We start from the raw sequence: 23,293 nt of genomic DNA, 5'->3' as shown, positions 1-23,293 counted from the left end.
CTTGTCCTCTGGAGTTTTCGCAATGAATGTTCGTCTGCTGGGTGTGGCCATGGCGATGGGGTTGTCGGTATCTGTGGCGGCCCAGGCACAAATGCTTCAGCCGGGATTATGGGAATTGACCTCCAGCAATATGAAAGTCGATAACCAGAATCTGCCGGACCTGCAGTTGATCCTGGGCCAGGTGCAAAATCAGATGACCCCGGAGCAGCGGGCGATGCTGGAAAAGCAGGGCATTACCATGGGCGGCAAAGGCATTCGCGTCTGCCTGACCCCGGCACAGGTGCAAACCAATGATATTCCCTTGCAAGACCCGCAGTCGGGCTGCAAGCAGCAGATCACCGAGCGGACCGGCAATCAGTGGAAATTCCGCTTCAGTTGCCCGAAAGCACAGGGCAATGGTGTTGCGACGTTCCAGAGTGATCGGGAATTCACGACCAAGGTGAGTGGCACTTTCAACGCCACCGGTATCCAGCAGAATGGCAGCCTCGACACCCGTGCGGTGTGGTTAGGGCAGGACTGCGGGACGGTCAAGCCGCGGGCTTGAAAGCCGGGCCAAAGATGAATGGCCTTGTGGGAGCCGAGAGCTCCCACAAACCTGACGCAATGTGATCAGGGTTTGCTCAACGCCTCGTACAAGGTGTTGAGGTTGTACTCGAACAGACCGGTGAATGTGCTGGCCGGGCCACTGGCGGCGAGTGCATCGGAGTACAGCGTGCCGCCGATGTGGGCGCCGCTTTCGTCGGCGATCTGCTTGAGCAGGCGCGCATCCTTGATGTTTTCCATGAACACCGCTTTGACGTTCGCTTGACGGATCTGGGTAATCAGCGCCGCGACTTCGGCCGCCGAGGGTTCACGTTCGGTGGACAAGCCCTGAGGTGCCATGAACTCGATGCCGTAGGCCTGGCCCAGGTAACCAAAGGCGTCGTGGGACGTCACGATCTTGCGATTGCCCGGCGGTAATGCGCCGAGCTTGGCCTTGGCCTCGGCCAACAGGGCGTAGATCTTTTTCAAGTAAGCCTGACTGTTGCGTTGGTAATCCGTACGGTTGGCCGGGTCAGCGGCTTCCAGTGCCTTGGTGATGTTGCTCACGTACAACTCGGCATTCGCCAGGTTATGCCAGGCGTGCGGGTCGGGAACGGTTTCACCGTCCTCATCCAGCGAGCGCGGGATCACGCCACGGCTGGCGCTGATCACCGGCGCCGTGGTTTCGGTGCTGGTGACCAGGCGATCCAGCCACGGCTCGAAGCCCAAGCCATTCTTGATGATCAGTTTCGCCCGCAGCAGCGCCTTGGCGTCGTCTGGCGTGGGTTCGTAGGTGTGCGCATCGGCGTCCGGCCCGACCATGTTGGTGATGTGCACGTGTTCGCCGCCGATCTGTTGGGTCATGTCGGCGAGGATGCTGAAGCTGGTCACCACCTGGAGTTTCTCGGCAGCGGATAAAGACATGGACAGCATCAGGCTGAACAGCACGAGTAGAGCGCGCATCGGGAAACACCTCATTGGGATGTGAGCAAGGGTGGGCGGCGGAAAAGGCCGTGCACCGGACCGAATACCACGGACAGCAGGTACAGCACGCCGGCCACCAATACGATGGATGGCCCGCTGGGCAGTGAAAAATGGAAGGACAACAACAGGCCCAGCCAAACCGATAGACAGCCCAGGAGCGCGGCCACAGCCATCAGCACCGGCAGGCGGCGGCTCCAGAATCGCGATGCGGCGGCCGGCAGCATCATCAGCCCGACCACCATCAATGCGCCAATGGCTTGGAAGCCGATCACTAGGTTCAACACCACCAGGGTCAGGAACACGCCATGGGCCAGCGGGCCAAGACGACTGACGGTTTGCAGGAACAGAGGATCCAGGGTATCGAGCAGCAGGGGGCGATAGATCGATGCCAGCGCCAGGAGGCTGAGCCCCGAGACCCAGAGCATGCCGGTAAGCGTCGGACCGTCCACCGCCAATGCCGAGCCGAATAGCAGGTGGAGCAGATCCAGACGCTTGCCGGCGATGCCGAGAATCAACACACCGGCCGCCAGTGAGATGGGATAAATCGCCGCAAGACTGGCGTCTTCCCGCAGGCCGGTGCGCCGGGTGATCCAAGCGGCGAGGCCGGCCATGCTCAAGCCCGCGCCGAGGCCGCCGATTGTCAAGGCAGGCAGGCTGAGGCCGGCGAACCAGAAGCCCAACGCCGCCCCCGGCAGGATGCCATGGGCCACGGCGTCGCCGATCAGGCTCATGCGACGCAGGATCAGGAACACGCCCAGCGGCGCGGTGCTGCACGCCAGCACCAGGCCGCCCAGCAAGGCCCGCCGCATGAAGAGGAACTCCTGGAACGGTTGCCAGAAATGAGTGGCCGCGAGCATCAAGCCACCCACGCGCAGGGTTGTTGAGCAATCAGCTCGACGCTTCGGCCCAGCGTGCAACCCGTGTTTTTAATCAGCAGCGTTTGGGGAATATGTTGGCGTACCGCAGCCAGATCATGACACACCACCACCACGGTTCGACCTTCGGCATGCCAGCCGTGGATGTGTTTCCACAGCAGGGCCTGACCTTGTTCATCAAGGGCAGCATGAGGTTCATCAAGCAACAGCAGCGGCGCTTCGGCCAGGCTCAGGCGGGCGAGCAAGGCGCGTTGCAACTCACCTCCGGACAGCGCCATCAACGGTCGGCGTTCGAGGCCGGTCAGTGCCCAATCATCCAGTGCGCTTTGCAGCAACTGCTTACGAATGAGTGGGGTGTGTTTGTTTCCCCATGCGCCGGCAGCCACCAGTTCCTGCACGTTGATGGGAAACTGACGATCAAGGTGTTGCTGCTGGGGCAGGAACGAAACGCCGCCACGACGTGGAACCTCCAGCACAACTTTTCCGGACAGCGGCTTTTGCAGCCCGGCCAGGACTTTCAACAGGCTGCTTTTGCCCGAACCATTGGCACCGATGATTGCGGTCAGGCTGCCAGCCGGTCGCTCCATGTTCAGCGGCGGAGTGAGGGGTTGTCCGGGAGCACCCCAGCACAGATCCTGGCAACGGATCATGGTGCCTCCCGAGGCCAACGGCTGTGGGCGACGGCATCGTGGGCGTGGAGGCTTTCGGCATGAACGACTTGCACCTGGCCGGCAACGATGCTGGGTAATGGACTCAACGCCGCGTTCAATCGCCGGGCGGCGTCTTCGCAGAACATCAGGTTCTGACCGTTGGCGAGGGCGAACGCTTGCTCGTCGGCACGCTTGACCGCTGTTTGCACCGCCGTACCGAGGGCGGCCTCAGCGTTGTCGATCACGGCTAGCAGCGGCATGTCGTTGCAATCGGTGTTCAAGCGTAGGGTCAGGGTGGCTGTGCTGCGTTGGCTGTGAGGGGTCGCGACGATGCCATTAGATGAGCCCAGCCAGGCGAGAACTTCCGCGTGCTCGAGTCGCTTGTTTGCGAAATCGTCGACGAATTGTTGTTGGATCAACTGCCGGGCGAGCGCGGCCGAGCAGGGGCAGGTGGAGGAATAGGGAATTTGAATGCGCAGTTCCACGTGGAACATTGCATTTTCCAAGTGCGCTTCGATGCTTACTGGGTAGCTTTTCCAACCGGCCAGCGGACTGACCAATGCCGGTCGCTTGAGCAACACATCGGTGTGAATGCTCAAAGAGGCTGCGCGCGACAGGCCCTCATGGCTGTCGAGGAACTGCTGGAGGATTTCGCGCATCAGTGATGGAGCCAATGGTGCGTCTTCGAGCGTTTCCAGCGCCACGTACAAGCGAGACATGTGAATGCCCCGAGCGGTGCCGTCATCCAGGCTGACACCTGCATCGGCGGTTGCGCCCAGGCGTTGTCCGTTGATCAAAACCGGGGTCGCGATGCCGCACATTCCCACCCAATCGAGGGGAAGGGTTTCGCGTGAAACCTGCGCAGCCACGTCTGGCAGTGTTAACGCATTCATGGTCGAAGTCCGTGATGTGTTCAAAGTTGATGTTATAGTATTACATAAAATTCGAACACTCTTTGTTCATGAACGGAGTTTCATGTGCCTGCGTTCCACGTGAAACATCAAGGCATTGAGTTCTGGCAACCGTTGAGGCGACCGCAGATAAATGCGCCAGCGCTGCCGCCTGAGCTGGCGAAACGGTTGATCGTTGTCCATCCCACACGCCGGCTGTAACCCACCCAACTTTCGCCGTTGGAGGCTACGCCTGTGAAGAAGGTGAGCTGACCATACCGATCATTGGTTTGCGCCCAGTAGCGCCGGCTGGCCATTTCAAATCCGCGCAAGTAGACCGTCTTTCCAGCTGTCATGACGCTGTAGGCATTGCCTTGCCCATCTACGCACGCCAGCAAATTTGCGCTGCGTGTACAGGTCGCCAGCAGCGGACTTTGTGCCGAGGCTGCGCCCAGAGTCCATAGCAGCAATGTGCTCGCTACGACGAATCGCAGAGGTTTAACCATGGCGCGTTCTCGGAAGACGGGGGGTGGCAGGAGGATATCGTTATACTATAACATAAATATACCTAAGACTCGCCTGGGTCCGAGGACGGGCCGTTGCGCGCGTCCGTCGTGACCCAGGCGGGTTGCCCGATGAGGATAGACCCCATGCCCAATCGCCTTCCCGTCACTGTGCTCTCCGGATTTCTCGGCGCCGGAAAAAGTACCTTGCTCAACCATGTCCTGCACAATCGAGATAATCTGCGAGTCGCGGTGATCGTCAACGATATGAGCGAGATCAACATCGATGGCAGCGAAGTCCAGCGCGATGTGACACTTAACCGCGCTGAGGAAAAACTCGTGGAAATGAGCAATGGCTGCATTTGCTGCACCCTTCGCGAGGATTTGTTGGAGGAGGTTGGCCGCCTCGCCAGGGAAGGGCGTTTCGATTATCTGCTGATCGAATCCACCGGTATCTCCGAACCGTTGCCGGTGGCTGAAACCTTCACCTTCCGTGATGACCAAGGTCGGAGCCTGGCCGATGTTGCCCGGCTCGACACCCTGGTAACGGTGGTGGATGGGGTGAATTTCCTACTGGATTATCAAGCCGCCGAGAGCCTCGCATCCCGAGGAGAAACATTGGGGGAGGAGGACGAACGCTCCATCACCGACCTGCTGATTGAGCAGGTCGAGTTTGCCGATGTGATTCTGATCAGCAAGATCGACCTGATCAGTCGTGACGAGCGGGAAGAACTGATGGCGATCCTGCAACGCCTCAATGCCCAGGCGCAGGTCATTCCCATGACGATGGGGCAGGTGCCTTTGGGGCGAATCCTCGACACCGGCCTGTTCGACTTTGAGCGCGCCGCCCAGGCCCCCGGCTGGCTCCGAGAAATGCGTGGCGAACATGTGTCGGAAACCGAGGCGTACGGCATTGCCTCGACAGCCTACCGGGCGCGCCGGCCGTTTCATCCCCAGCGCTTTTTCGACTTCATCGACCGGCCATGGACCCAGGGTAAACTCCTACGTTCGAAGGGCTTCTTCTGGTTGGCCAGCAAACCTGAGGAGGCGGGCAGTTGGTCCCAGGCGGGCGGTTTGATGCGGCATGGCTTTGCCGGACGCTGGTGGCGCTTCGTCCCCAAGGACCAGTGGCCACAGGACCCGGAAAGCACCGCGGCGATCATGAACCATTGGCTCGCCGCCACGGGCGACTGTCGCCAGGAACTGGTCTTCATCGGCCAGGGCCTCGATTTTGCCCGACTCACCGCCGAACTGGACGCCTGTCTGCTGACCGATGCGGAAATGGCCCTCGGTGTCGAGGCGTGGCGTCGGTTGCCGGACCCGTTCGGCACCTGGCATGACGAGGTTGCAGCGTGATGGCGGCGCCACTGCTGCACTGCGTCGTGACGCGCCAGGTGCAGGGTGATACCCCGCAGACGCTGGCCCAGGTCTTGGCCGACGACACCAACCTGGCGGTGTGGCAGCGCCAGCTTCCCGCGCACATCAGCGATTTTGCGGCGATGGTGCTGTCGATGGACCAACCTCTCGCCGAATCACGGGTGCTTGAAATACCGGACGACGAGACCGCGCCAAACCTGGCCGGCCTGGCCGCAGGCTTCGTGGATCTGCAAGGCCACGATGGGTTCATCGCTGACGTCGCCTGGCTGGTCAGTGCGTTTGCGTGCTTGCTGGGCGCGCGGCGTGTCGGCCTGCGCCTGCGGACATTGGACAAGGCCATGTGCCCGCGCTTTCACGTGGATCACGTGCCGGTGCGATTGTTGACCACGTATGCGGGCGTTGGCAGCCAGTGGCTTGAGGAAGGCGCAATGGATCGGCGAAGGCTTGCCGAGCCCGCGGCGGAGCCTGGCGATCCACGCCTCATCCAGCAGTTTCGCAGCGGTGACGTGGGCTTGCTGAAGGGTGAGAAATGGCACGGCAACGAAGGCCGGGGCCTGATTCATCGCTCGCCGGCGCTTGCCCCGGGGCAGCGCCGGCTGATCCTCACGCTGGATTGGCTGGCTTAAGGGGCGAGCCAGGTGCCCTGGTTCTGCCCCTGGCAAAATGGCTTGAGGTACGCGGCATCGGTGGCCACGCCGTAATAGTGAATATCCTGGCGATAAGGCATATTGGCGACTTGGGCGTTGCTGCAAATGCCGAACGCGCCGCCAGGGCATTGATCAACGTACTGCACGTCGACTTTCTGGCCGGCAAGGTTGGGTTGGCAGAAACCGTCGGCGAACAGCTTCGCTGGGATGTTGCGGTTCTGCTGGCAGACTTTCACATCCAGCCGTTCCGCCTGGCTGTGGACCACGCAAGCCTGGGCCAGCACCTGGCTTGACGCCAGCGCCAGCAACAACCCGCTCATCATCCGCATCTTCACCTCCATCGAAAGCCGTCGATTATGTTGCAGCACATTCCCACCCATGTCATCGCCGGCCCCTTGGGCGCCGGCAAGACCAGCCTGATCCAGCAGTTGCTGGCCCAGCGTCCGGCCAACGAGCGCTGGGCGGTGCTGATCAACGAGTTCGGCCAGATCGGCCTGGACGCCGCGCTGCTGACCCGAGCTGCCGATGGTATCGCACTGGGCGAGGTGGCCGGGGGTTGCCTGTGTTGCGTCAACGGCGTGCCGTTCCAGATCGGCCTGGGTCGACTGCTGCGCAAGGCGCGGCCCGACCGGCTATTCATCGAGCCCTCGGGCCTGGGCCATCCCATGCAGTTGATGCAGCAATTGAACGAGGCGCCATGGCTCGGCGTGCTGGCGGTGCAACCCTGCGTGTTGGTGCTCGATGCGCGGGCGCTGGCGGACGGTAGGCCAGTGCCCGACGCCCAGTTGGAAACCCTGGCGGATGCGGGATTACTGGTACTGAACAAGTCCGAGACCCTCACACAAGCTGATCGCGAACGTGTGGCCGGGCAATTGCCTGGGCGCGCGCTGCACTGGACCCAACACGCGGCGTTGCCCCTTGATCGATTGCCGGGGCTGGCCGCTCGAGGGCGCGAGGCCGTGGCTCATCTGAAACTGCCCCAGGGCGTGGGCGCGCTGCCGGCAGTCTGGAGCGACTCCTCCCTGCCGATTTGCCTGTTCCAACAGCAAGAGACTGCCTGGAGCATCGGGTGGCGTTGGCACCCCAGCCAACGGTTCGATACGGCGGCGGTGATCCAGTGGCTGCAAAGCTGCGCCTGGAAGCGGGCGAAGATGGTGATCCACGGCGCCGACGGTTGGTGGTCGGCCAACGCGGTGGAAGGGGCGACGCCGGACTGGCAACCCAGCGAATGGCGACAGGATTCACGGGTCGAGCTGATCTTTGACAGGCCGCAAGACGTGGCTATGTTGCAGGCCGGTCTGGCGACATGCCGGTGCCTCTGAACCTGCACTGGTTCAGGGCTTCCACTTGTTGTGTTCCTGTCGCCACTGGCTCAGTTCAATGACTTCGGCCCTGGGCCGGGTCTGGACCGGTTCGATCGGTGCGGGTGGGGTTTCTTCGAATGGCATCGGGTAGGGCGCCAGTTCGATGTGGGCACTGTGGGCGCCGAGCTGGGTAATGGTGCCCGAGTGGCGGGTTTCGCCCGTGACAGTGAATTCGAAGTTATAAATACGCGCCAAGCGTCGTCGGCCGTTGGCGTCCTTCACGAACCCGATCTTCTTCAGTGCCACGTTGCCGTCGAGCAATTCGATCTTGAGCTGGGCGCAATGCTGCATGACCCTTGCCAGCGCCCGTTCACGCAAACCATGGTTGTGCCACAGCCAGGCGCCGCCGGTGGCCAGCAGCATCAGCACGAAGATGTTTCCAAGGGTCAGCATGAACGAAGTGCTCCAACAAGTTGCCGTCAGCTTAACTGTGTCGCCGGTCTGTCGTACAGGCTGCGTTTAGTCGCATACTGCGCGGCTTGAATTTCAATCGTTTTACGGAAACCTCCCGCATGAAACGTACACCTCATCTGCTTGCCATCCAGTCTCATGTGGTATTCGGTCATGCCGGCAACAGCGCCGCCGTGTTTCCGATGCAGCGGGTCGGGGTCAATGTCTGGCCGCTCAACACCGTGCAGTTTTCCAATCACACCCAGTACGGCCAATGGGCCGGAGAGGTGCTGGCGCCGCAGCAGATCCCGGCCCTGGTGGAGGGCATCGCGGCCATCGGTGAGTTGGGTCAATGCGACGCGGTGCTGTCTGGCTACCTGGGCAGCGCCGCCCAGGGGCGGGCGATTCTGACCGGTGTCGCGCGGATCAAGGCGGCCAATCCGAAGGCGTTGTACCTGTGCGATCCGGTCATGGGGCATCCTGAGAAGGGCTGCATCGTGGCGCCCGAGGTGAGCGCGTTTCTGCTGGAAGAAGCCGCTGCCGTGGCGGACCTCATGTGCCCGAACCAACTGGAGCTGGACAGTTTCTCGGGACGCAAGGCGCAGTCATTACTCGATTGTCTGGCCATGGCCCGGGCGTTGCTGATCCGTGGGCCTAAGGCGGTGCTGGTCAAGCACCTAGCCTACCCTGGCAAGCCTGAAGACAGTTTTGAAATGCTGCTGGTGACCGCCGATGGCAGTTGGCACCTGCGCCGGCCGCTGCTGGCCTTCCCGCGTCAGCCGGTGGGCGTGGGTGACCTGACGTCGGGGCTGTTCCTGGCGCGGATACTGTTGGGGGACAGCCTGGTGGCGGCCTTCGAATTCACCGCCGCCGCTGTTCATGAGGTGCTGCTGGAAACCCAGGCATGCGCCAGTTACGAGCTGGAGCTGGTTCGCGCCCAGGACCGCATCGCCCATCCGCGAGTGCGCTTCGAGGCGGTGCCGATCAGCCTCTGATCACCCCCAGGCTGCTGCGTGCTTTGTGGGAGCGGACAAGCCCGCTCCCATCTTTTCTGCGGTGCCGTTACGGCCCGTCGGCCTTGATCTCCTGATAACGTTTTTCCAGTTCCTGGCGGATCTGGCGACGTTGTTTGGCCTGTTCGAAGCGGCGTTTCTCCTCGCTGTTCTGCGGTTGCAGTGGCGGGACGGCAGCGGGTTTGCGCTGATCGTCCACCGCGACCATGGTGAAGAAGCAGCTGTTGGTATGGCGCACCGAGCGTTCACGAATGTTCTCGGTCACGACCTTGATGCCGACTTCCATCGACGTGTTACCGGTGTAGTTCACCGACGCGAGGAAGGTCACCAGCTCGCCGACATGAATCGGCTCACGGAAAATCACCTGGTCAACCGACAGCGTCACTACATAGCGCCCGGCGTAGCGGCTGGCACAGGCGTAGGCGACTTCGTCGAGGTATTTGAGCAGGGTACCGCCATGGACATTGCCAGAGAAGTTGGCCATATCAGGGGTCATCAACACCGTCATCGACAGTTGGGCGTTTCCGGGTTCCATAACGTACTCACGGTTCAAGGCAGCGATGTAGGAAGGCACCTCTACGGGCGCTCATGGGGAGGCTGCAGGCGACACACTTTGCATACCACCGATATCGGGACGCTGGGCCTGTGTTTGCCGTCACGCGCCGATGGATCTGTTTCCTTATATTGCACCGTCTTTTTGTCGGAAGTCGCGGTGTTACCCTTCAAAAAGCCCATGTGAGGGCATTTCCTACAACTGAAACGGACTTATCCAGCCCTGCGTTGGGTCATTGGGAACAGGGAGCCGCGCCATGCATGCCATCAGTTTTATCCAGGATCTGGCGATCATCATGATGGTAGCGGGGGTGGTGACTGTACTCTTCCACCGTTTCAAGCAACCGGTAGTGCTGGGCTACATCGTCGCCGGTTTCATCATCGGCCCGCACACGCCGCCATTCGGCTTCATCCACGACGAAGACACGATCAAGACCCTGGCGGAGCTGGGGGTGATCTTCCTCATGTTTTGCCTGGGCCTGGAGTTCAGCCTGCGCAAGCTGTTCAAGGTTGGGGCTACCGCGTTCATCGCGGCATTCCTCGAAATTGTACTGATGATCTGGATCGGCTACGAAATAGGGCGCTGGTTTGACTGGGGCACCATGGACTCGCTGTTCCTGGGCGCGATCCTGGCCATTTCCTCGACGACCATCATCGTCAAGGCCCTCAACGACCTGAAGATGAAGAATGAACGTTTCGCCCAGCTGATCTTCGGCGTCCTGATCGTCGAGGACATCCTGGGCATCGGCATCATTGCCTTGCTCTCGAGTATTGCCGTCAGCGGCACGGTGAGCTCTGGCGAGGTGTTTTCCACGGTCGGCAAGTTGTCGTTGTTCATGATTGTCGCGCTGGTGATCGGCATCCTGCTGGTGCCGAGGCTGCTGGCCTATGTGGCAAAGTTCGACAGCAACGAGATGCTGTTGATTACCGTGCTGGGCCTGTGTTTCGGCTTCTGCCTGCTGGTGGTGAAGCTGGAATACAGCATGGTGCTCGGGGCCTTCCTGATCGGCGCGATCATGGCCGAGTCGCGGCAGTTGCTGAAAATCGAGCGGCTGGTAGAGCCGGTGCGCGATCTCTTCAGTGCGATTTTCTTTGTGGCCATTGGCTTGATGCTCGATCCGGCCATATTGCTGCAGTACGCCTGGCCGATTGCCGTGATCACCGCCGCAGTGGTGCTGGGCAAGATGCTGTCCTGCGGGCTCGGCGCCTTTATCGCCGGGAACGACGGGCGTACCTCGTTGCGAGTTGGGATGGGGCTTTCACAGATCGGCGAATTTTCTTTCATCATCGCTTCGTTGGGGATGACCCTGCAGGTCACCAGCGATTTCCTCTATCCGGTCGCGGTCGCCGTTTCGGTCCTGACCACGCTGATGACGCCTTACCTGATCCGAGCCGCCGACCCGCTGTCCGTAAGGTTGGCGACCGTCATGCCGAAACGTCTGACGCGGGTACTGGGGATGTACGGTGAGTGGTTGCGCAGCATCCAGCCCCAAGGCGAGGGGGCGATGGTGGCTTCGATGATCCGACGGATTCTGCTCCAGGTGGGCGTCAATCTGGCGCTGGTGATCGCGATCTTTGTCTCGGGTGGTTATTTTGCCGAAGGCATGTCGGCTTACCTGCAAGCTTGGATCAGTGACCCAAGCTGGCAAAAAGCGTTGATCTGGGGAGGGGCGTTGCTGTTGTCGCTGCCGTTCCTGATTGCCGCGTACCGCAAGCTCAAGGCGCTGTCGATGCTGCTGGCAGAGCTGGGCGTGAAGCCGGAGATGGCCGGCCGTCACACCCAGCGCGTGCGTCGGGTGATCGCCGAAGTGATCCCGATTCTTTCGTTGCTGATGATTTTCCTGCTATTGGCAGCCTTGTCGGCCAGCATTTTGCCGACCAACAAGCTACTGGTTCTGATCGCCGTGGTGGCCATCGGCGTGGCCGCGCTGCTCTGGCGCTGGTTCGTGCGCCTGCACACACGGATGCAGGTGGCCTTGCTCGAAACCCTGGACAATCACAAGGAGTCGTCCGGGCATTGATTGGCCGCGGCGAGCGTCGATCAGCTTTCCAGCCAGACGTCCCGGGCCCAGTGCCAGACCGATTCCCAGGTTTCCTCGGCGATCAGTTCTTCTTCGGCTTGCCACAGCACCACGGTGCCGTCTTCTTCGACGCAGTAGTAATCGTCGCCATCCTGGCAGATCGGAATCAGGCTGCGGTCGACGCCGGCGTCCCAGGCATTGGCAGCCACTTCCGGCAGGTAGGTGTGTGACTGTGGGTCGGTAACGGTGACCGGCTCCAGGCTGCCGTAGACGACATCGCTGACGGTCAGCAAAAACTCCCTGAAGACGAACGGGATATCGATGAACAGCTGCTCTTCGATCTCTACCAGCAGGTCTTCGTCGGGCAACTCCAGCGGAACCGGCACGGGTTCGTTGGCTTCACGCAATTGTTCGATGATTTCTTCCACGTCCGGGGATCCTCTTTCTCGATGGCGCGGTTTTGTATGGAGCGGTTTATACAGTAGCTCGCTATAGATGCAACCGCGAAATAGAAAACCCCGGCCGGGGCCGGGGTTCTTTTATTTCAACATGCAAAACGCGCCAAGGTTCAACTGTTCTGGCGGATACCGGCTACCAGCCAAGGCTGGTCATCGCCCTGGGCACGTTCCATGTTCCAGCTTTCGCTGAACGCTTCGCCCTGGTCGAAGCGGGAGTTTTTCGACACGCCGCTGAAGGTCAGGGTGGCGATGGTCTTGTCGGCACGATCATCGACGCCGTCCAACTGCACGTGCAGGTTGTCGATGTGAGTGGACTGGAAGCCGTCACCCAACTCGGCACGCTCGCGCTTGAGGAACTCCAGCAGCTGTGGGGTCACGAATTCGGCGATCTTGTCCATTTCGTTCGCGTCCCAATGCTCCTGCAGGGCCTGGAAGTGGCTGCGGGCAGCTTCGACGAAACGCTGTTCGTTGAACCAGGCGGGTGCGTTGATGACCGGACGGGCCGCCACGGGCGCTGCCGAACCACCGAAGATCGAACCGCCAGCGGGTTGCTGGTTGAACACTTCACGCTGCATCGGCGCGCCGGCCGGAGCGAACTGCTCCTGCTGCTTGCGACGGCGGGCGGCGATGAAGCGGAACACCAGGAAGGCGATGACCGCCATGATCAGGATGTCGAAGATCTGCATACCCTGGAAGCCGTCGCCCATGAACATGGAGGCGAGCAGGCCACCGGCGGCGATGCCGGCCAATGGGCCGAGCCAGCGCGAAGCGCCGCTGGCCTTGGTGGCAGCGCCAGCGGCACCGGCCGCACCGGCGGTGGCCGCCGTGGAACCGGCTGCCGAAGAAGGCGCCATCTGGCTGGTTTGGTGAGTCGGAGCGGCCCCCGAGCTTTTACCACCGCCAAAGCGCTTGGCGGCGTTGGCATCGATGGCCATCGTCAGGCCAATGCACAGCGCCATGGCGATGCTAAGAAAACGTTTCATATAAAGGCATTCCCATTTGTGAATAGCACACGCGCCATGTTGCACAGGTGAAGTGGTGCTGGCTAGCGGCAGAGTGTTTCGGGCTTTTGCGCGACAGGTGAGGTTCAGCTTCAATCGCGCAAGAGGGCTTGTTCGCTTTTGGCTGTAGGAAAGATGCATAAGTTCTGTCGGAGAACTGAAGGCAACCTTGCTGTAGGAACGAGCCTGCTCGCTCCTACAGGGAAAGACCCGCTTTGTGGCCGGTTCAGATCGCTTCGAGCTTGGCATACCCCAGCATCAGCCATTTGCTGCCTTCGCTGAAGTTCACCTGCACCCGGGCCTGGGCGCCGGCGCCTTCGAAGTTGAGGATCACTCCATCGCCGAACACCGAATGCCGTACGGCCTGGCCGAGGCTGAAGCCGGTTTCCGGGATATCGCTGCCACCGAACAGGCTGCTGGTGCCTTGCGACTGGCCGCCGAACGGCCGGCTGACGCTGTTGGACAGGCGCACTTCCTGGATCAGGCCCTTGGGCACTTCACGTACGAAGCGCGACACCTTGTTGTAGGTCTCGCTGCCATACAAGCGTCGGGTCTCGGCATAGGTCATGACCAAGTTCTGCATGGCCCGGGTGATGCCGACGTAGGCAAGACGCCGTTCCTCTTCCAGGCGTCCGGGTTCTTCCAGGCTCATCTTGTGGGGAAACAAGCCTTCCTCCATGCCCACCAGGAACACGTAGGGGAATTCCAGGCCCTTGGCGCTGTGCAGGGTCATCAACTGGATGCTGTCTTCGTGCTCGTCGGCCTGGGTGTCGCCGGCTTCCAGGGAGGCATGCCCGAGGAACGCCGCCAGGGGTGATAGCTCCGCGTCTTCCTCGGTGTTCTCGAAGTTGCGTGCCGCGCTGACCAGTTCCTCAAGGTTTTCCACCCGAGCCTGGCCTTTCTCGCCTTTTTCCGCTTCGTGGTAGGCGATCAGGCCGGACTGTTCGATGACGGTCTGGGTCATCAGGTGCAGCGGCATCTCCACGCACTTGGCGGCAAGGTCTTCGATCAGGTCCATGAACGCCTTCAGTGCGCCGGCCGCGCGCCCGGTGACGCCCTTGTTGGCCACCAACTGGCGCATGGCCTCCCACATGGACACATGGCTGTGGCGTGCGTGATCGCGAATCGCTTCGACGGTCTTTTCGCCAATGCCTCGCGTCGGCACGTTGATCACCCGCTCCAGGGCCGCGTCGTTGCCGCGGCCTTCGATCAGGCGCAGGTAGGCCATGGCGTTCTTGATTTCGGCGCGTTCGAAGAAGCGCTGGCCGCCATAGATGCGGTACGGGATCCGTTCGCGCAGCAAGGCCTCTTCCAGCACCCGCGACTGGGCGTTGGAGCGGTACAGGATGGCGATGTCGCTGCGCGCCAGCCCGGTTTTCAACGCGCTCTCGATGGTTTCCACCACATAGCGGGCTTCATCGTGTTCGTTGAAGGCGGCATAGAGGTTGATGGCCTCGCCTTCGCCGCCGTCGGTCCACAGTTCCTTGCCCAGGCGCCCGGTGTTATTGGCGATCAGGGCGTTGGCGGCCTTGAGGATACCGGCGGTGGAGCGGTAGTTCTGTTCCAGGCGGATGACTTCGGCGTCCGGGAAGTCCGCCGAGTACTGGTGGATGTTCTCGATCTTGGCACCGCGCCAGCCGTAGATGGACTGGTCGTCGTCGCCCACCACCATCAGGCTGTCTCCACCCTTGGCGAGCAGGCGCAACCACGCGTATTGCACGGCGTTGGTGTCCTGGAACTCGTCCACCAGCACATGGCGGAAACGCTTCTGGTAGTGCTCCAGCAGGCCGGGATGATCACGCCACAGGTCCAGCGCCCGCAGCAGCAGCTCGGAGAAGTCGATGACCCCGGCGCGCTGGCAGGCCGCCTCGTAGGCTTCGTAGATGCTGCGCATGGTCGCCAGGAACAGGTCGCCGCTGGCCTGGATGTGTTGCGGGCGCAGGCCTTCGTCCTTCTGGCCGTTGATGAACCACTGGGCCTGGCGGGCCGGCCAGCGCTGCTCGTCCAGGCCCAGTTCGCGGATCACGCGTTTGACCAGGCGTTGCTGGTCGTCACTGTCCAGGATCTGGAAGGTCTGGCTCAGGCCGGCTTCCTGCCAATGGGCCCGCAGCAAGCGGTGCGCCAGGCCGTGGAAGGTACCGACCCACATGCCGGCGGGGTTGATGCCCATCAACTGCTCGATGCGATGCCGCATCTCGGCCGCGGCCTTGTTGGTAAAGGTCACCGACAGGATCGAATGAGGCGAGGCGTTCTCGACCTGGATCAACCAGGCGATACGGTGCACCAGCACTCGGGTTTTACCGGAGCCAGCACCGGCCAGGACCAACTGACGACCCACGGAGGCGGCTACGGCCTGGCGTTGGGCATCGTTGAGGGAATTCAGCAGAAGGGAGAGATCATCGCGCATCGGGGCATTCTAGGGTGCGGCGCCACCCCGGGCAAACTCCGCTTCGCCTGAGCCGATGAAAGATCGTTTGAGGATGACCGGTTGGTCATGGGCTGCAGCCGTTGTCAGTGCTCGCTTGCAGAGGCCGCGGGGTGAGGAACAGGCGAGTATTTTCCGTATTTTTATGAGCTGGAGCAGTGTGGGATGGCCTCGGGCTTGTGTATGCTCGGTGCTCGTTTTCGGGTTCTCCGTGCCCTCTGAATAAGAACAAGAACAGTGCCTATGACCCTTAATTCCGATCTGGCGGGCCCTTGTGTGGAGCCGCGGGTCATTCGCAAGCAGTACGCCACGGAGATGGCGGTAGAGCGTACACGGTTGCTGTACCAGGGCTCGCTGCTGCCTACGCTGTTCATGTTGATCAATGGCCTGGTCTGCGCCGCGCTGCTGTGGGAGCCCCGGCGCTATTTCCTGGTCAGCGTCTGGCTGGTCTGGTTGCTGTCGCTGGTCGCGTTGCGGGTGATCCAGGTCGCCGCGTTCGACTCGGCGATACCCAGCCGCCAGGCACACCCGATCTGGTTGCGCATGTTCCTGCTGGGCTCGGCGATGACCGGCCTGACCCTGGCCGGTGCTGGCATCGCGTTGGTGCCGGCCGACAGCTTCCAGCAGCAGGCCTGGGTATTCGGCCTGATCGGCGCCGCCACGCTCTCGGCCAGTGTCGCCTATGCCGTGAGCCTTCCAGCCTTCCTGTCATTTACCCTGCCGTGCCTGTTGCCGGCCATCGGCTATCTCTTCTGGGGCGGTGATGAGCAGCAGCACGGCTGGGGTTGGCTTGGACTGGTGGTGCTGGTTTCGCTGAGTGTCGTGGCCTGGCAGGTCAATCGGCTGATCCAGAACGGCCTGCTGCGGCGGTTCCAGAACCAGGCGCTGATCGAACACTTGCAACAGGCGCAAGCCCGCGGCGGGCAGCTCAACGAGGCACTGGCCCGCGAGGTCGAGCAACGTCGCACGGCGGAAGACAAATTGCGGGCCGCCCAGGTTGGCCTGGAGGCACGGGTCGCGCAACGCAGCCACGAGCTGGAGCTGGCCAGCCAGGCCCTGAGCAAGAGCGAGGCGCGCCTGGCCCTCGCGCTCAAGGCCAGTGAGCTGGGGTTGTGGGACTGGAATCTGCAAACCGACGAAGTCCACCACACCCAGCTCAAGGAATTGTTCGGCCTGGAGCCCGAGTACGTCACGGCAATGCTCAGCCATCTCACCCCGCGCTTGCATCCCCAGGACCTGCCGGCCCTCAAGCGGGCCCTCGTCGAGCACCTCAAGGGCCGCAGCGAGGATTACCAGATCGAGTACCGCGTGCGTCACGGCGACGGTCACTGGGTCTGGATCGAAGACCGTGGCCGGGCCGTGGAGCGCAGCGCTGGCGGTCGGGTGTTGCGCATGGTCGGCACGCGGCGAAACATCAGCGCTACCAAGGAGCAGGAGCAACAGCGGCAACTGGCGGCCACGGTGTTCGAGGCCGCCAGCGAAGGCATCGTGATTTTCGATCCGGGCTTCGTGCTGCTGGCCGCGAACCAGGCCTTCACCCGGGTGACCGGCTTCAGCATCGACGACATACTCGGCCGCAATGTGGTGGATCTGCCATGCAGTCGCGACGCACGCCGGCACTACCCGGTCATCCGCCAGTCGCTCAAGCAACATGGCACCTGGCAGGGCGAACTGGTGGAAGCGCGGGCCAACGGCGAGCTGTATCCGCAGTGGCTGCACCTGAACGTGGTGCGTGATGCCCGGGGCAATGTCAGCCATATCGTCGGCTTCTTTGCCGATCTTTCAGCGCGGCGCGAATCCGAAGAGCGGATGCGCTACCTGACTCACTACGACGAATTGACCGGGCTGGCGAACCGTTCACTGTTTCGCGAACGCTTGCAGGAAGCGCATCAGCGGGTACGCCAGGGTGGACGGCGCAGCCTGGCGCTGCTGCACATCGATCTGGACCGCTTCAAATTGCTCAACGACAGCCTGGGTCACGACATCGCCGACCAGTTGCTGCAGAAAATGGCCCGTCGCCTGATCAATGCGCTGCCCGAGGCCGACACCATTGCCCGCTTGTCCGGCGATGAGTTCGGCGTACTGTTCGATGCCTATGGCAATCTCTCCAGCCTGGCGCGGGTCGCCACGCGGCTGTCGGCCAAGTTGCGCTTGCCGCTGACCATCGAAGGCCATGAGCTGGTGGTCAGCGCGTCCATTGGCATCAGCCTGCTGCCCGACAATGCGCGGGAAGTCTCCGCACTGGTCAGCCAGGCGAACATGGCCATGCAACATGCCAAGCACTTGGGCGGCAACAACTTCCAGTTCTACACCGACAGCCTCCAGGCCAGCACCCTGGAGCGCCTGCAGTTGGAGAACCAGCTGCGCAAGGCCCTTGAAGAGCAGCAACTGAAGGTCTTCTATCAACCCAAATTGTGCCTGGCCACCGGCCGCCTGAATGCCGCGGAGGCGTTGGTGCGCTGGGACCATCCAGCCATGGGGCGGGTCCCGCCGGGCGACTTCATCGGGCTGGCCGAGGAAACCGGGCTGATCGGGCCGATTGGCGAGTTCGTGTTGCGCCAGGCGTGCTGGCAGGCGTGTGAATGGCAGCGCCAGGGGCTCGCGCCGATCAGGGTATCGGTCAACCTGTCGGTGCATCAGTTGCGCCAGGGCAAGTTGGTCAGCCTGGTACGGCAGGTGCTGGAGGAAACCGGGCTGGAGCCTCGGTATCTGGAGCTGGAACTGACCGAGAGCCAATTGCTCGACAGCGTCGAACATATCATCGCTACGTTCCAGCAACTGCGCGACCTGGGCGTGACGCTGGCGATCGACGACTTTGGCACGGGCTATTCGTCCTTAAGCTATCTCAAGCGGATTCCCGTGGACTACGTGAAGATCGATCAGGCCTTCATTCGCGGGTTGGGGGAGGGCAGTGAGGATGCGGCGATCACCCGGGCAATCATCGCCATGGCACATGGCTTGTCGTTGAAGGTAGTGGCCGAAGGCGTGGAGCGGGAAGATCAGTTGGCGTTTCTCAGGAACGAGCAGTGCGATGAGGTGCAGGGCTACCTGATCAGCCAGCCGATCGAGGCGCAAGGGCTTGGGGACTTGTTGAGGGCTCAGCACTGATTGTACGGGGAACTTCCCACCAACCCTTTATTAAGTTGGCGGGAAGTCAGGAAGCGCTGTTTTTTAATCGGTAATCAGAACGTTATCGATATGGTGCAATAATTCGCCTTCGTAGAAAATACTGACGCCGGTTACATTGGAATTGCCACTGACTTTATATTCGACAGGTTTGTCGGTAATGACTTGCAAGTGCATGCCGTCAGAAGTTTCAAGTTTTAACTCCAGGCGCAGGTCGAAGGACTTGTCTTGTACCAGGCTGCGCTCCAGCTTCGGTGTAACGCCGGCGTGGGGCACGGTAACGGTGCCGTTGGTACGGAAGAAAGCGTCGCCGGGCATGCGGTTGATGTGTGCGGTCCAGTCTTTGGTTTTAATGTTCATGGTGTCACTCCTTTGAGAATGTATTGGCTTCCTGCGGACTCAATATAACCATCCGACCAAGAATGAGAAATCACCCAGGCTGTTTCATTTGTAAGTTGATTTATTCGGGGTTTAATCGACGCAGTAAACTTCCAGGCCAATACAGTAACTTGCAACTAGACAGTTGACCGTTAACCGCGTGAGCGACGGTCGGCAGCGCAGGGGCGGGCGGAACCGCCGCCAGGCGATCGCACGGCGCCACGCGCAGGTGGCTACATCAGGGATCTTCGGCTAAAACAAAGGCGCAGCGCGGTGATTCAGTTACGTTTAGGGCAGGCAAAAAGCCGATTCTTGTAGTATAACTACAAGCTTGCTACATCCCGGCACCTGCCAATAACAAGAGTCCAGCCCTTTGAACCTGTTGCAACACATCGCCCAGTCACGCCACCTGCTGCGCAAATCGGAGCTGAAGGTCGCCGATCACGTGCTGCTCGACCCTGCGGCCGTCATGCACAGCTCCATGGCAGACCTTGCCCACAGCGTAGGCATCAGCGAACCGACCATCGTGCGCTTCTGCCGGGCCATCGGCTGCTCGGGGTTCCAGGACCTGAAACTGAAGCTGGCGCAAAGCCTCGCGGCCGGTGCCAGCTTCGGCCAGTTTGCGATCCACGAAGACGATTCGGTCGCCGACTACAGCCTGAAAATCTTCGACACCACCCTCCACACCTTGATGGAGGTGCGCGAGAAGCTCGACCCTGTGGCCTTGCAGAAAGCCGTCACGGCGATGTCCCAGGCCCAGCGCGTGGAGTTTTATGGCTTCGGCGCGTCAGGCGCGGTGGCCGCCGATGCCCAGCACAAGTTTTTCCGGCTGCTGCTGACGGCGGCGGCCTATTCCGATCCGCACATGCAGGCGATGTCGGCCGTGACCTTGAAACCCACCGACGTTGCTATCTGCATCTCGCAGTCGGGACGCTCCAAGGACTTGCTGATCACCGCCAACCTGGTGCGCGAGAGCGGCGCTTCGCTGATCACCTTGTGCCCGAGCCAGACGCCCCTGGCGGAACTCTCCACGGTGAACCTGGCAATCGACGTGCACGAAGACACCGAAATCTACACCCCGTTGACCTCGCGCATCGCCCACCTGGTGGTGATCGACGTGTTGGCGATGGGCGTTGCCATGGCCCGCGGGCCGAGCCTGGTCAACCATCTCAAGAGCGTGAAGCGCAGTTTGCGCAGCCTGCGTTTGTCGCCCAAGTCGGTGAAGGCGCTGGATGACTGAGTTCTGAGGGCCGAAGCTTCTGTGGCCAGGCGCAGGCGTGCTCACCACAGGGCGGTGGTCGCTCCGAATTCATTGTTCTGTCATCCACGCGCCGCCAAACGGTCATCCCGTGCCTGCATCGTAAAGCTCCCGTATACGTCTTGGGAGTCTCGATATGACCCAGTCCTACGAAGAACGCAGCGCCGTCAAAACCCGTCGTCAGCAAGAAGACCAGCGCCGCATGGCGTTTCGTCGTGCGATCGAAGACCGCTACGAACAGCGCCAGCTCCTGGCTGAAATCAGCGAATTCCCTGACGCCGCAGAATTCAATTACTGGCAGGCAACGCCGGCGGCTTCCCGTCGAAACGCTCAACCAGGGCGCTGATCTGAGCGCGTTCGCCGCGCACGAACGCCAGGAAGGCGTGCGCCACGGGTGACAGGCGTTTAGCCCGGGCCTGCACCAGGCACCAACTGCGGTACAGCGGCAGTTCCTCCACCGGCAGCTCGACGAGTGCGCCGGACGACAGTTCCCGGCTCACGGCGTGGCGCGTCAACAGCGCCACGCCCAGCCCGGCCACCACGCATTCGCGCTGAGCCTCGGCCGAAGCGACCTCCAGCGTCTGGGTGAAATGCACCCGCTTTTCCTTGAAGTATTCCTCGCAAGCCAGCCGTGTGCCTGAGCCCGGCTCGCGCAGCAGCAGTGTGTAGGGCTCCAGGTCCTGCAGGCGCAGGGGGCCCATGTGGCACAGCGGATGGTCCGGGGGCGCGACGGCGACAATCGGGTTGTTGAGGAACGGCAGGAACTCCAGGCCCATGTCCTGGGGCACCATGGACATGATCACCACGTCGTCGCGGTTGTCTGAAAGCCGCCGGATGACCTGGCCGCGATTGACTACCGTGAGGCTCAGGTTGACCTCCGGGTGCTGGCGCTTGAACGCGGCGAACAGGTGCGGGACGAAGTATTTGGCGCTGGACTCCACCGCCAGCTTCAACTGGCCTTGCAGCGAACCCTGCATGTCCGACAGCTGCATGTCGAGGTTTTCCAGGCGCCCGAAGATGTCCCGGCTGGCGCGTTGCAAGGCTTCGGCGGCTTCGGTCATGTAGAGTTTTTTGCCGACGTACTCGAACAGCGGCTGGCCGATCAGCTCTTCCAGGGATCGAATCTGTAGGCTGACGGCCGGTTGTGTGAGAGACATTTCGTCGGCAGCCCGGCTGTAGGACCTCAGGTCGCACACCTCATTGAAAATCTGCAACTGACGCAATGTCATACGCATCAATGACTTACGCATTTTCTAAATACTCGGGGGCAAGGCGGATAGTGCAACTATAAGTCTTTGCTTATGCGTGACCCAATAAATATTCATTTTTGTTAATCAACGCTCGGGACTAGTGTGGAGCTGCGACCAATTGTTACATCTGGTCACGCGTCGGCCTGGGACCCAGGCCGTGGTATCACCGGCTCAAGGGAACCTCCAATTGATAACAAAGATCCTGATCGCCAACCGTGGTGAGATTGCCGTCCGAATCGTGCGCGCTTGCGCCGAGATGGGCATTCGCTCGGTCGCGGTCTACTCCGACGCAGACCGCCATGCGTTGCACGTCAAGCGTGCGGACGAGGCCCACAGCATCGGCGCCGATCCGCTGGCCGGTTACCTCAACCCGCGCAAGTTGGTGAACCTGGCGGTGGAAACCGGCTGCGATGCGCTGCACCCCGGCTACGGTTTTCTCTCGGAAAACGCCGAACTGGCAGACATCTGCGCCGAACGCGGAATCAAATTCATCGGCCCGGCGGCGGAAGTCATTCGCCGCATGGGCGACAAGACCGAAGCACGCCGCAGCATGATCAAGGCCGGTGTGCCGGTCACGCCAGGCACCGAAGGCAACGTGTCGGGCATCGAGGAAGCGCTCAGCGAAGGAGACCGCATCGGTTACCCGGTGATGCTCAAGGCCACGTCCGGTGGCGGCGGGCGCGGTATCCGTCGTTGCAACAGCCGCGAAGAACTCGAACAGGCGTTCCCGCGGGTGATCTCCGAAGCCACCAAGGCGTTCGGATCGGCGGAAGTGTTCCTGGAAAAGTGCATCGTCAACCCCAAGCACATCGAGGCGCAGATCCTCGGTGACAGCTTCGGCAACGTGGTGCACCTGTTCGAGCGTGACTGCTCGATCCAGCGCCGCAACCAGAAGCTGATCGAAATCGCCCCGAGCCCGCAACTGACCCCCGAGCAGCGCGCCTACATCGGCGACCTGTCGGTACGCGCCGCCAAGGCCGTAGGCTACGAGAATGCCGGCACCGTGGAGTTCCTGCTCGCCGAGGGCGAGGTGTACTTCATGGAGATGAACACCCGGGTGCAGGTCGAACACACCATCACCGAAGAGATCACCGGCATCGACATCGTGCGCGAGCAGATCCGCATCGCGTCCGGGTTGCCGCTGTCGGTCAAGCAGGAAGACATCCAGCACCGCGGCTTTGCGTTGCAGTTTCGTATCAATGCCGAGGACCCGAAGAACAACTTCCTGCCCAGCTTCGGCAAGATCACCCGTTACTACGCCCCCGGCGGCCCCGGCGTGCGCACCGACACGGCGATCTATACCGGCTACACCATTCCGCCGTTCTACGATTCGATGTGCCTGAAACTGGTGGTCTGGGCATTGACCTGGGAAGAAGCGATGGACCGAGGCCTGCGGGCCCTGGATGACATGCGTCTGCAGGGGGTCAAGACCACCGCGGCGTACTACCAGGAGATCCTGCGCAATCCGGAATTCCGCAGCGGCCAGTTCAATACCAGCTTCGTCGAAAGCCATCCTGAACTGACCAACTACTCGATCAAGCGCAAACCCGAAGAGCTGGCCCTGGCCATCGCCGCCGCCATTGCCGCCCACGCAGGCCTGTAAGGAATC

The 23,293-nt window shown here is 61.5% G+C and carries 23 protein-coding genes; 10 read left to right on the top strand and 13 right to left on the bottom strand.

Annotation, left to right across the window (positions count from 1 at the left end; genetic code table 11):
* Positions 1-22: 22 nt before the first annotated feature.
* The gene (locus V5F23_RS28060) at positions 23-544 is read left to right on the top strand and encodes a DUF3617 domain-containing protein (RefSeq protein WP_042729921.1); all 522 of its coding nucleotides are present in this window, start codon (positions 23-25) and stop codon (positions 542-544) included.
* Between the two features lie 65 nt (positions 545-609).
* On the opposite strand, the gene V5F23_RS28055 is transcribed toward V5F23_RS28060, so the two are convergent.
* The 5 genes from V5F23_RS28055 to V5F23_RS28035 all read right to left on the bottom strand — a co-directional run bounded on the left by V5F23_RS28055 (position 610) and on the right by V5F23_RS28035 (position 4,427).
* Entirely contained in the window at positions 610-1,485 is an 876-nt protein-coding gene (locus tag V5F23_RS28055) for a metal ABC transporter substrate-binding protein (RefSeq protein WP_042729922.1), read from the bottom strand.
* Between the two features lie 11 nt (positions 1,486-1,496).
* Positions 1,497-2,363, bottom strand: coding sequence for a metal ABC transporter permease (locus V5F23_RS28050; RefSeq protein ID WP_047735389.1), 867 nt, complete (start codon positions 2,361-2,363; stop codon positions 1,497-1,499).
* Positions 2,363-3,031 (bottom strand): ATP-binding cassette domain-containing protein, encoded by a 669-nt coding sequence (locus V5F23_RS28045; protein ID WP_042729924.1) that lies wholly within the window; start codon positions 3,029-3,031, stop codon positions 2,363-2,365. The genes V5F23_RS28050 and V5F23_RS28045 overlap by 1 nt, the downstream gene beginning before the upstream one ends.
* Entirely contained in the window at positions 3,028-3,924 is an 897-nt protein-coding gene (gene folE2 / locus V5F23_RS28040) for a GTP cyclohydrolase FolE2 (protein ID WP_212803182.1), read from the bottom strand. The genes V5F23_RS28045 and folE2 overlap by 4 nt, the downstream gene beginning before the upstream one ends.
* 107 nt (positions 3,925-4,031) lie before the next feature.
* Positions 4,032-4,427, bottom strand: a complete 396-nt coding sequence (locus V5F23_RS28035; RefSeq protein WP_080922143.1) for a glutamine synthetase — start codon at positions 4,425-4,427, stop codon at positions 4,032-4,034.
* Between the two features lie 144 nt (positions 4,428-4,571).
* Here V5F23_RS28035 and zigA point away from each other — a divergent pair, with 144 nt between their 5' ends.
* Both zigA and V5F23_RS28025 read left to right on the top strand, forming a co-directional pair.
* Entirely contained in the window at positions 4,572-5,780 is a 1,209-nt protein-coding gene (zigA, locus tag V5F23_RS28030) for a zinc metallochaperone GTPase ZigA (RefSeq protein WP_338497135.1), read from the top strand.
* Positions 5,780-6,427 carry a DUF1826 domain-containing protein gene (locus V5F23_RS28025; protein WP_042731756.1) on the top strand — a complete coding sequence of 216 codons (648 nt, stop codon included), beginning with the start codon at positions 5,780-5,782 and terminating at the stop codon, positions 6,425-6,427. The genes zigA and V5F23_RS28025 overlap by 1 nt, the downstream gene beginning before the upstream one ends.
* Here the strand turns inward: V5F23_RS28025 and V5F23_RS28020 are convergent.
* On the bottom strand, positions 6,424-6,777 hold the full coding sequence (locus V5F23_RS28020) for an NADH:ubiquinone oxidoreductase (protein ID WP_338497133.1): 354 nt from the start codon (positions 6,775-6,777) through the stop codon (positions 6,424-6,426). The two genes, V5F23_RS28025 and V5F23_RS28020, sit on opposite strands and share 4 nt — an antisense overlap.
* Before the next feature lie 27 nt (positions 6,778-6,804).
* Between V5F23_RS28020 and V5F23_RS28015 the strand changes: the two genes are divergently transcribed.
* Complete coding sequence (locus V5F23_RS28015) at positions 6,805-7,770, top strand: CobW-like GTP-binding protein (RefSeq protein ID WP_338497132.1); 966 nt, start codon at positions 6,805-6,807, stop codon at positions 7,768-7,770.
* A gap of 12 nt (positions 7,771-7,782) precedes the next feature.
* Here the strand turns inward: V5F23_RS28015 and V5F23_RS28010 are convergent, their stop codons facing one another.
* Positions 7,783-8,205, bottom strand: coding sequence for a DUF3301 domain-containing protein (locus V5F23_RS28010; protein WP_338497131.1), 423 nt, complete (start codon positions 8,203-8,205; stop codon positions 7,783-7,785).
* Between the two features lie 119 nt (positions 8,206-8,324).
* On the opposite strand from V5F23_RS28010, the gene pdxY reads away from it, so the two are divergent.
* The gene (gene pdxY, locus V5F23_RS28005) at positions 8,325-9,197 is read left to right on the top strand and encodes a pyridoxal kinase PdxY (RefSeq protein WP_042731760.1); all 873 of its coding nucleotides are present in this window, start codon (positions 8,325-8,327) and stop codon (positions 9,195-9,197) included.
* A 67-nt stretch (positions 9,198-9,264) separates the two neighbouring features.
* Here the strand turns inward: pdxY and V5F23_RS28000 are convergent, their stop codons facing one another.
* Positions 9,265-9,750 carry an acyl-CoA thioesterase gene (locus V5F23_RS28000; RefSeq protein ID WP_042731761.1) on the bottom strand — a complete coding sequence of 162 codons (486 nt, stop codon included), beginning with the start codon at positions 9,748-9,750 and terminating at the stop codon, positions 9,265-9,267.
* A gap of 274 nt (positions 9,751-10,024) precedes the next feature.
* On the opposite strand from V5F23_RS28000, the gene V5F23_RS27995 reads away from it, so the two are divergent.
* Positions 10,025-11,788: a cation:proton antiporter gene (locus V5F23_RS27995; protein ID WP_338497129.1), complete on the top strand. Its 1,764-nt coding sequence runs from the start codon at positions 10,025-10,027 to the stop codon at positions 11,786-11,788.
* 20 nt (positions 11,789-11,808) lie between these two features.
* Here V5F23_RS27995 and V5F23_RS27990 read toward each other — a convergent pair whose 3' ends face one another.
* From V5F23_RS27990 to uvrD, 3 genes are all read right to left on the bottom strand, one after another.
* The gene (locus V5F23_RS27990) at positions 11,809-12,216 is read right to left on the bottom strand and encodes an SMI1/KNR4 family protein (RefSeq protein WP_042731763.1); all 408 of its coding nucleotides are present in this window, start codon (positions 12,214-12,216) and stop codon (positions 11,809-11,811) included.
* 140 nt (positions 12,217-12,356) lie between these two features.
* A complete protein-coding gene (locus V5F23_RS27985; protein ID WP_047735401.1) occupies positions 12,357-13,229 on the bottom strand; it encodes a Tim44 domain-containing protein in 873 nt (290 codons plus the stop codon).
* 244 nt (positions 13,230-13,473) lie between these two features.
* Positions 13,474-15,654 (bottom strand): DNA helicase II, encoded by a 2,181-nt coding sequence (uvrD, locus tag V5F23_RS27980; RefSeq protein WP_042732060.1) that lies wholly within the window; start codon positions 15,652-15,654, stop codon positions 13,474-13,476.
* A gap of 261 nt (positions 15,655-15,915) precedes the next feature.
* Between uvrD and V5F23_RS27975 the strand changes: the two genes are divergently transcribed.
* Positions 15,916-18,780, top strand: coding sequence for an EAL domain-containing protein (locus V5F23_RS27975; protein ID WP_042732061.1), 2,865 nt, complete (start codon positions 15,916-15,918; stop codon positions 18,778-18,780).
* A gap of 63 nt (positions 18,781-18,843) precedes the next feature.
* Here V5F23_RS27975 and V5F23_RS27970 read toward each other — a convergent pair whose 3' ends face one another.
* Positions 18,844-19,158 (bottom strand): hypothetical protein, encoded by a 315-nt coding sequence (locus V5F23_RS27970; RefSeq protein ID WP_042732062.1) that lies wholly within the window; start codon positions 19,156-19,158, stop codon positions 18,844-18,846.
* Positions 19,159-19,549: 391 nt separating this feature from the next.
* On the opposite strand from V5F23_RS27970, the gene hexR reads away from it, so the two are divergent.
* Both hexR and V5F23_RS27960 read left to right on the top strand, forming a co-directional pair.
* Complete coding sequence (gene hexR / locus V5F23_RS27965; RefSeq protein WP_003187110.1) at positions 19,550-20,416, top strand: transcriptional regulator HexR; 867 nt, start codon at positions 19,550-19,552, stop codon at positions 20,414-20,416.
* 154 nt (positions 20,417-20,570) lie between these two features.
* Positions 20,571-20,780, top strand: a complete 210-nt coding sequence (locus tag V5F23_RS27960; RefSeq protein WP_018613928.1) for a hypothetical protein — start codon at positions 20,571-20,573, stop codon at positions 20,778-20,780.
* On the opposite strand, the gene V5F23_RS27955 is transcribed toward V5F23_RS27960, so the two are convergent.
* A complete protein-coding gene (locus V5F23_RS27955; protein WP_047735410.1) occupies positions 20,722-21,684 on the bottom strand; it encodes a LysR family transcriptional regulator in 963 nt (320 codons plus the stop codon). The two genes, V5F23_RS27960 and V5F23_RS27955, sit on opposite strands and share 59 nt — an antisense overlap.
* Positions 21,685-21,871: 187 nt before the next feature.
* On the opposite strand from V5F23_RS27955, the gene V5F23_RS27950 reads away from it, so the two are divergent.
* Complete coding sequence (locus V5F23_RS27950; protein WP_042730028.1) at positions 21,872-23,287, top strand: acetyl-CoA carboxylase biotin carboxylase subunit; 1,416 nt, start codon at positions 21,872-21,874, stop codon at positions 23,285-23,287.
* Positions 23,288-23,293: the final 6 nt, after the last annotated feature.

Source organism: Pseudomonas sp. WP18 (assembly GCF_036689585.1).
In the GTDB taxonomy this organism is placed as follows: domain Bacteria; phylum Pseudomonadota; class Gammaproteobacteria; order Pseudomonadales; family Pseudomonadaceae; genus Aquipseudomonas; species Aquipseudomonas chlororaphis_E.
Note: the sequence above shows the minus strand (reverse complement) of the source record. Positions and strands in the feature narration are given on the sequence as shown.

What these genes read in the sequence shown, in the direction of transcription:
- folE2 (WP_212803182.1), bottom strand. Translation starts at nt 3,924, where the DNA reads ATGAATGCGTTAACACTGCCAGACGTGGCTGCGCAGGTTTCACGCGAA.
- V5F23_RS28010 (WP_338497131.1), bottom strand. Translation starts at nt 8,205, where the DNA reads ATGCTGACCCTTGGAAACATCTTCGTGCTGATGCTGCTGGCCACCGGC.
- V5F23_RS27955 (WP_047735410.1), bottom strand. Translation starts at nt 21,684, where the DNA reads ATGCGTAAGTCATTGATGCGTATGACATTGCGTCAGTTGCAGATTTTC.
- V5F23_RS27975 (WP_042732061.1), top strand. Translation starts at nt 15,916, where the DNA reads ATGACCCTTAATTCCGATCTGGCGGGCCCTTGTGTGGAGCCGCGGGTC.
- V5F23_RS27995 (WP_338497129.1), top strand. Translation starts at nt 10,025, where the DNA reads ATGCATGCCATCAGTTTTATCCAGGATCTGGCGATCATCATGATGGTA.
- V5F23_RS28020 (WP_338497133.1), bottom strand. Translation starts at nt 6,777, where the DNA reads ATGCGGATGATGAGCGGGTTGTTGCTGGCGCTGGCGTCAAGCCAGGTG.
- uvrD (WP_042732060.1), bottom strand. Translation starts at nt 15,654, where the DNA reads ATGCGCGATGATCTCTCCCTTCTGCTGAATTCCCTCAACGATGCCCAA.
- V5F23_RS28025 (WP_042731756.1), top strand. Translation starts at nt 5,780, where the DNA reads ATGGCGGCGCCACTGCTGCACTGCGTCGTGACGCGCCAGGTGCAGGGT.
- V5F23_RS28060 (WP_042729921.1), top strand. Translation starts at nt 23, where the DNA reads ATGAATGTTCGTCTGCTGGGTGTGGCCATGGCGATGGGGTTGTCGGTA.
- V5F23_RS27960 (WP_018613928.1), top strand. Translation starts at nt 20,571, where the DNA reads ATGACCCAGTCCTACGAAGAACGCAGCGCCGTCAAAACCCGTCGTCAG.
- V5F23_RS28050 (WP_047735389.1), bottom strand. Translation starts at nt 2,363, where the DNA reads ATGCTCGCGGCCACTCATTTCTGGCAACCGTTCCAGGAGTTCCTCTTC.
- V5F23_RS27985 (WP_047735401.1), bottom strand. Translation starts at nt 13,229, where the DNA reads ATGAAACGTTTTCTTAGCATCGCCATGGCGCTGTGCATTGGCCTGACG.
- V5F23_RS28055 (WP_042729922.1), bottom strand. Translation starts at nt 1,485, where the DNA reads ATGCGCGCTCTACTCGTGCTGTTCAGCCTGATGCTGTCCATGTCTTTA.
- V5F23_RS27970 (WP_042732062.1), bottom strand. Translation starts at nt 19,158, where the DNA reads ATGAACATTAAAACCAAAGACTGGACCGCACACATCAACCGCATGCCC.
- V5F23_RS28045 (WP_042729924.1), bottom strand. Translation starts at nt 3,031, where the DNA reads ATGATCCGTTGCCAGGATCTGTGCTGGGGTGCTCCCGGACAACCCCTC.
- V5F23_RS28035 (WP_080922143.1), bottom strand. Translation starts at nt 4,427, where the DNA reads ATGGTTAAACCTCTGCGATTCGTCGTAGCGAGCACATTGCTGCTATGG.
- V5F23_RS28015 (WP_338497132.1), top strand. Translation starts at nt 6,805, where the DNA reads ATGTTGCAGCACATTCCCACCCATGTCATCGCCGGCCCCTTGGGCGCC.
- V5F23_RS28000 (WP_042731761.1), bottom strand. Translation starts at nt 9,750, where the DNA reads ATGGAACCCGGAAACGCCCAACTGTCGATGACGGTGTTGATGACCCCT.
- zigA (WP_338497135.1), top strand. Translation starts at nt 4,572, where the DNA reads ATGCCCAATCGCCTTCCCGTCACTGTGCTCTCCGGATTTCTCGGCGCC.
- pdxY (WP_042731760.1), top strand. Translation starts at nt 8,325, where the DNA reads ATGAAACGTACACCTCATCTGCTTGCCATCCAGTCTCATGTGGTATTC.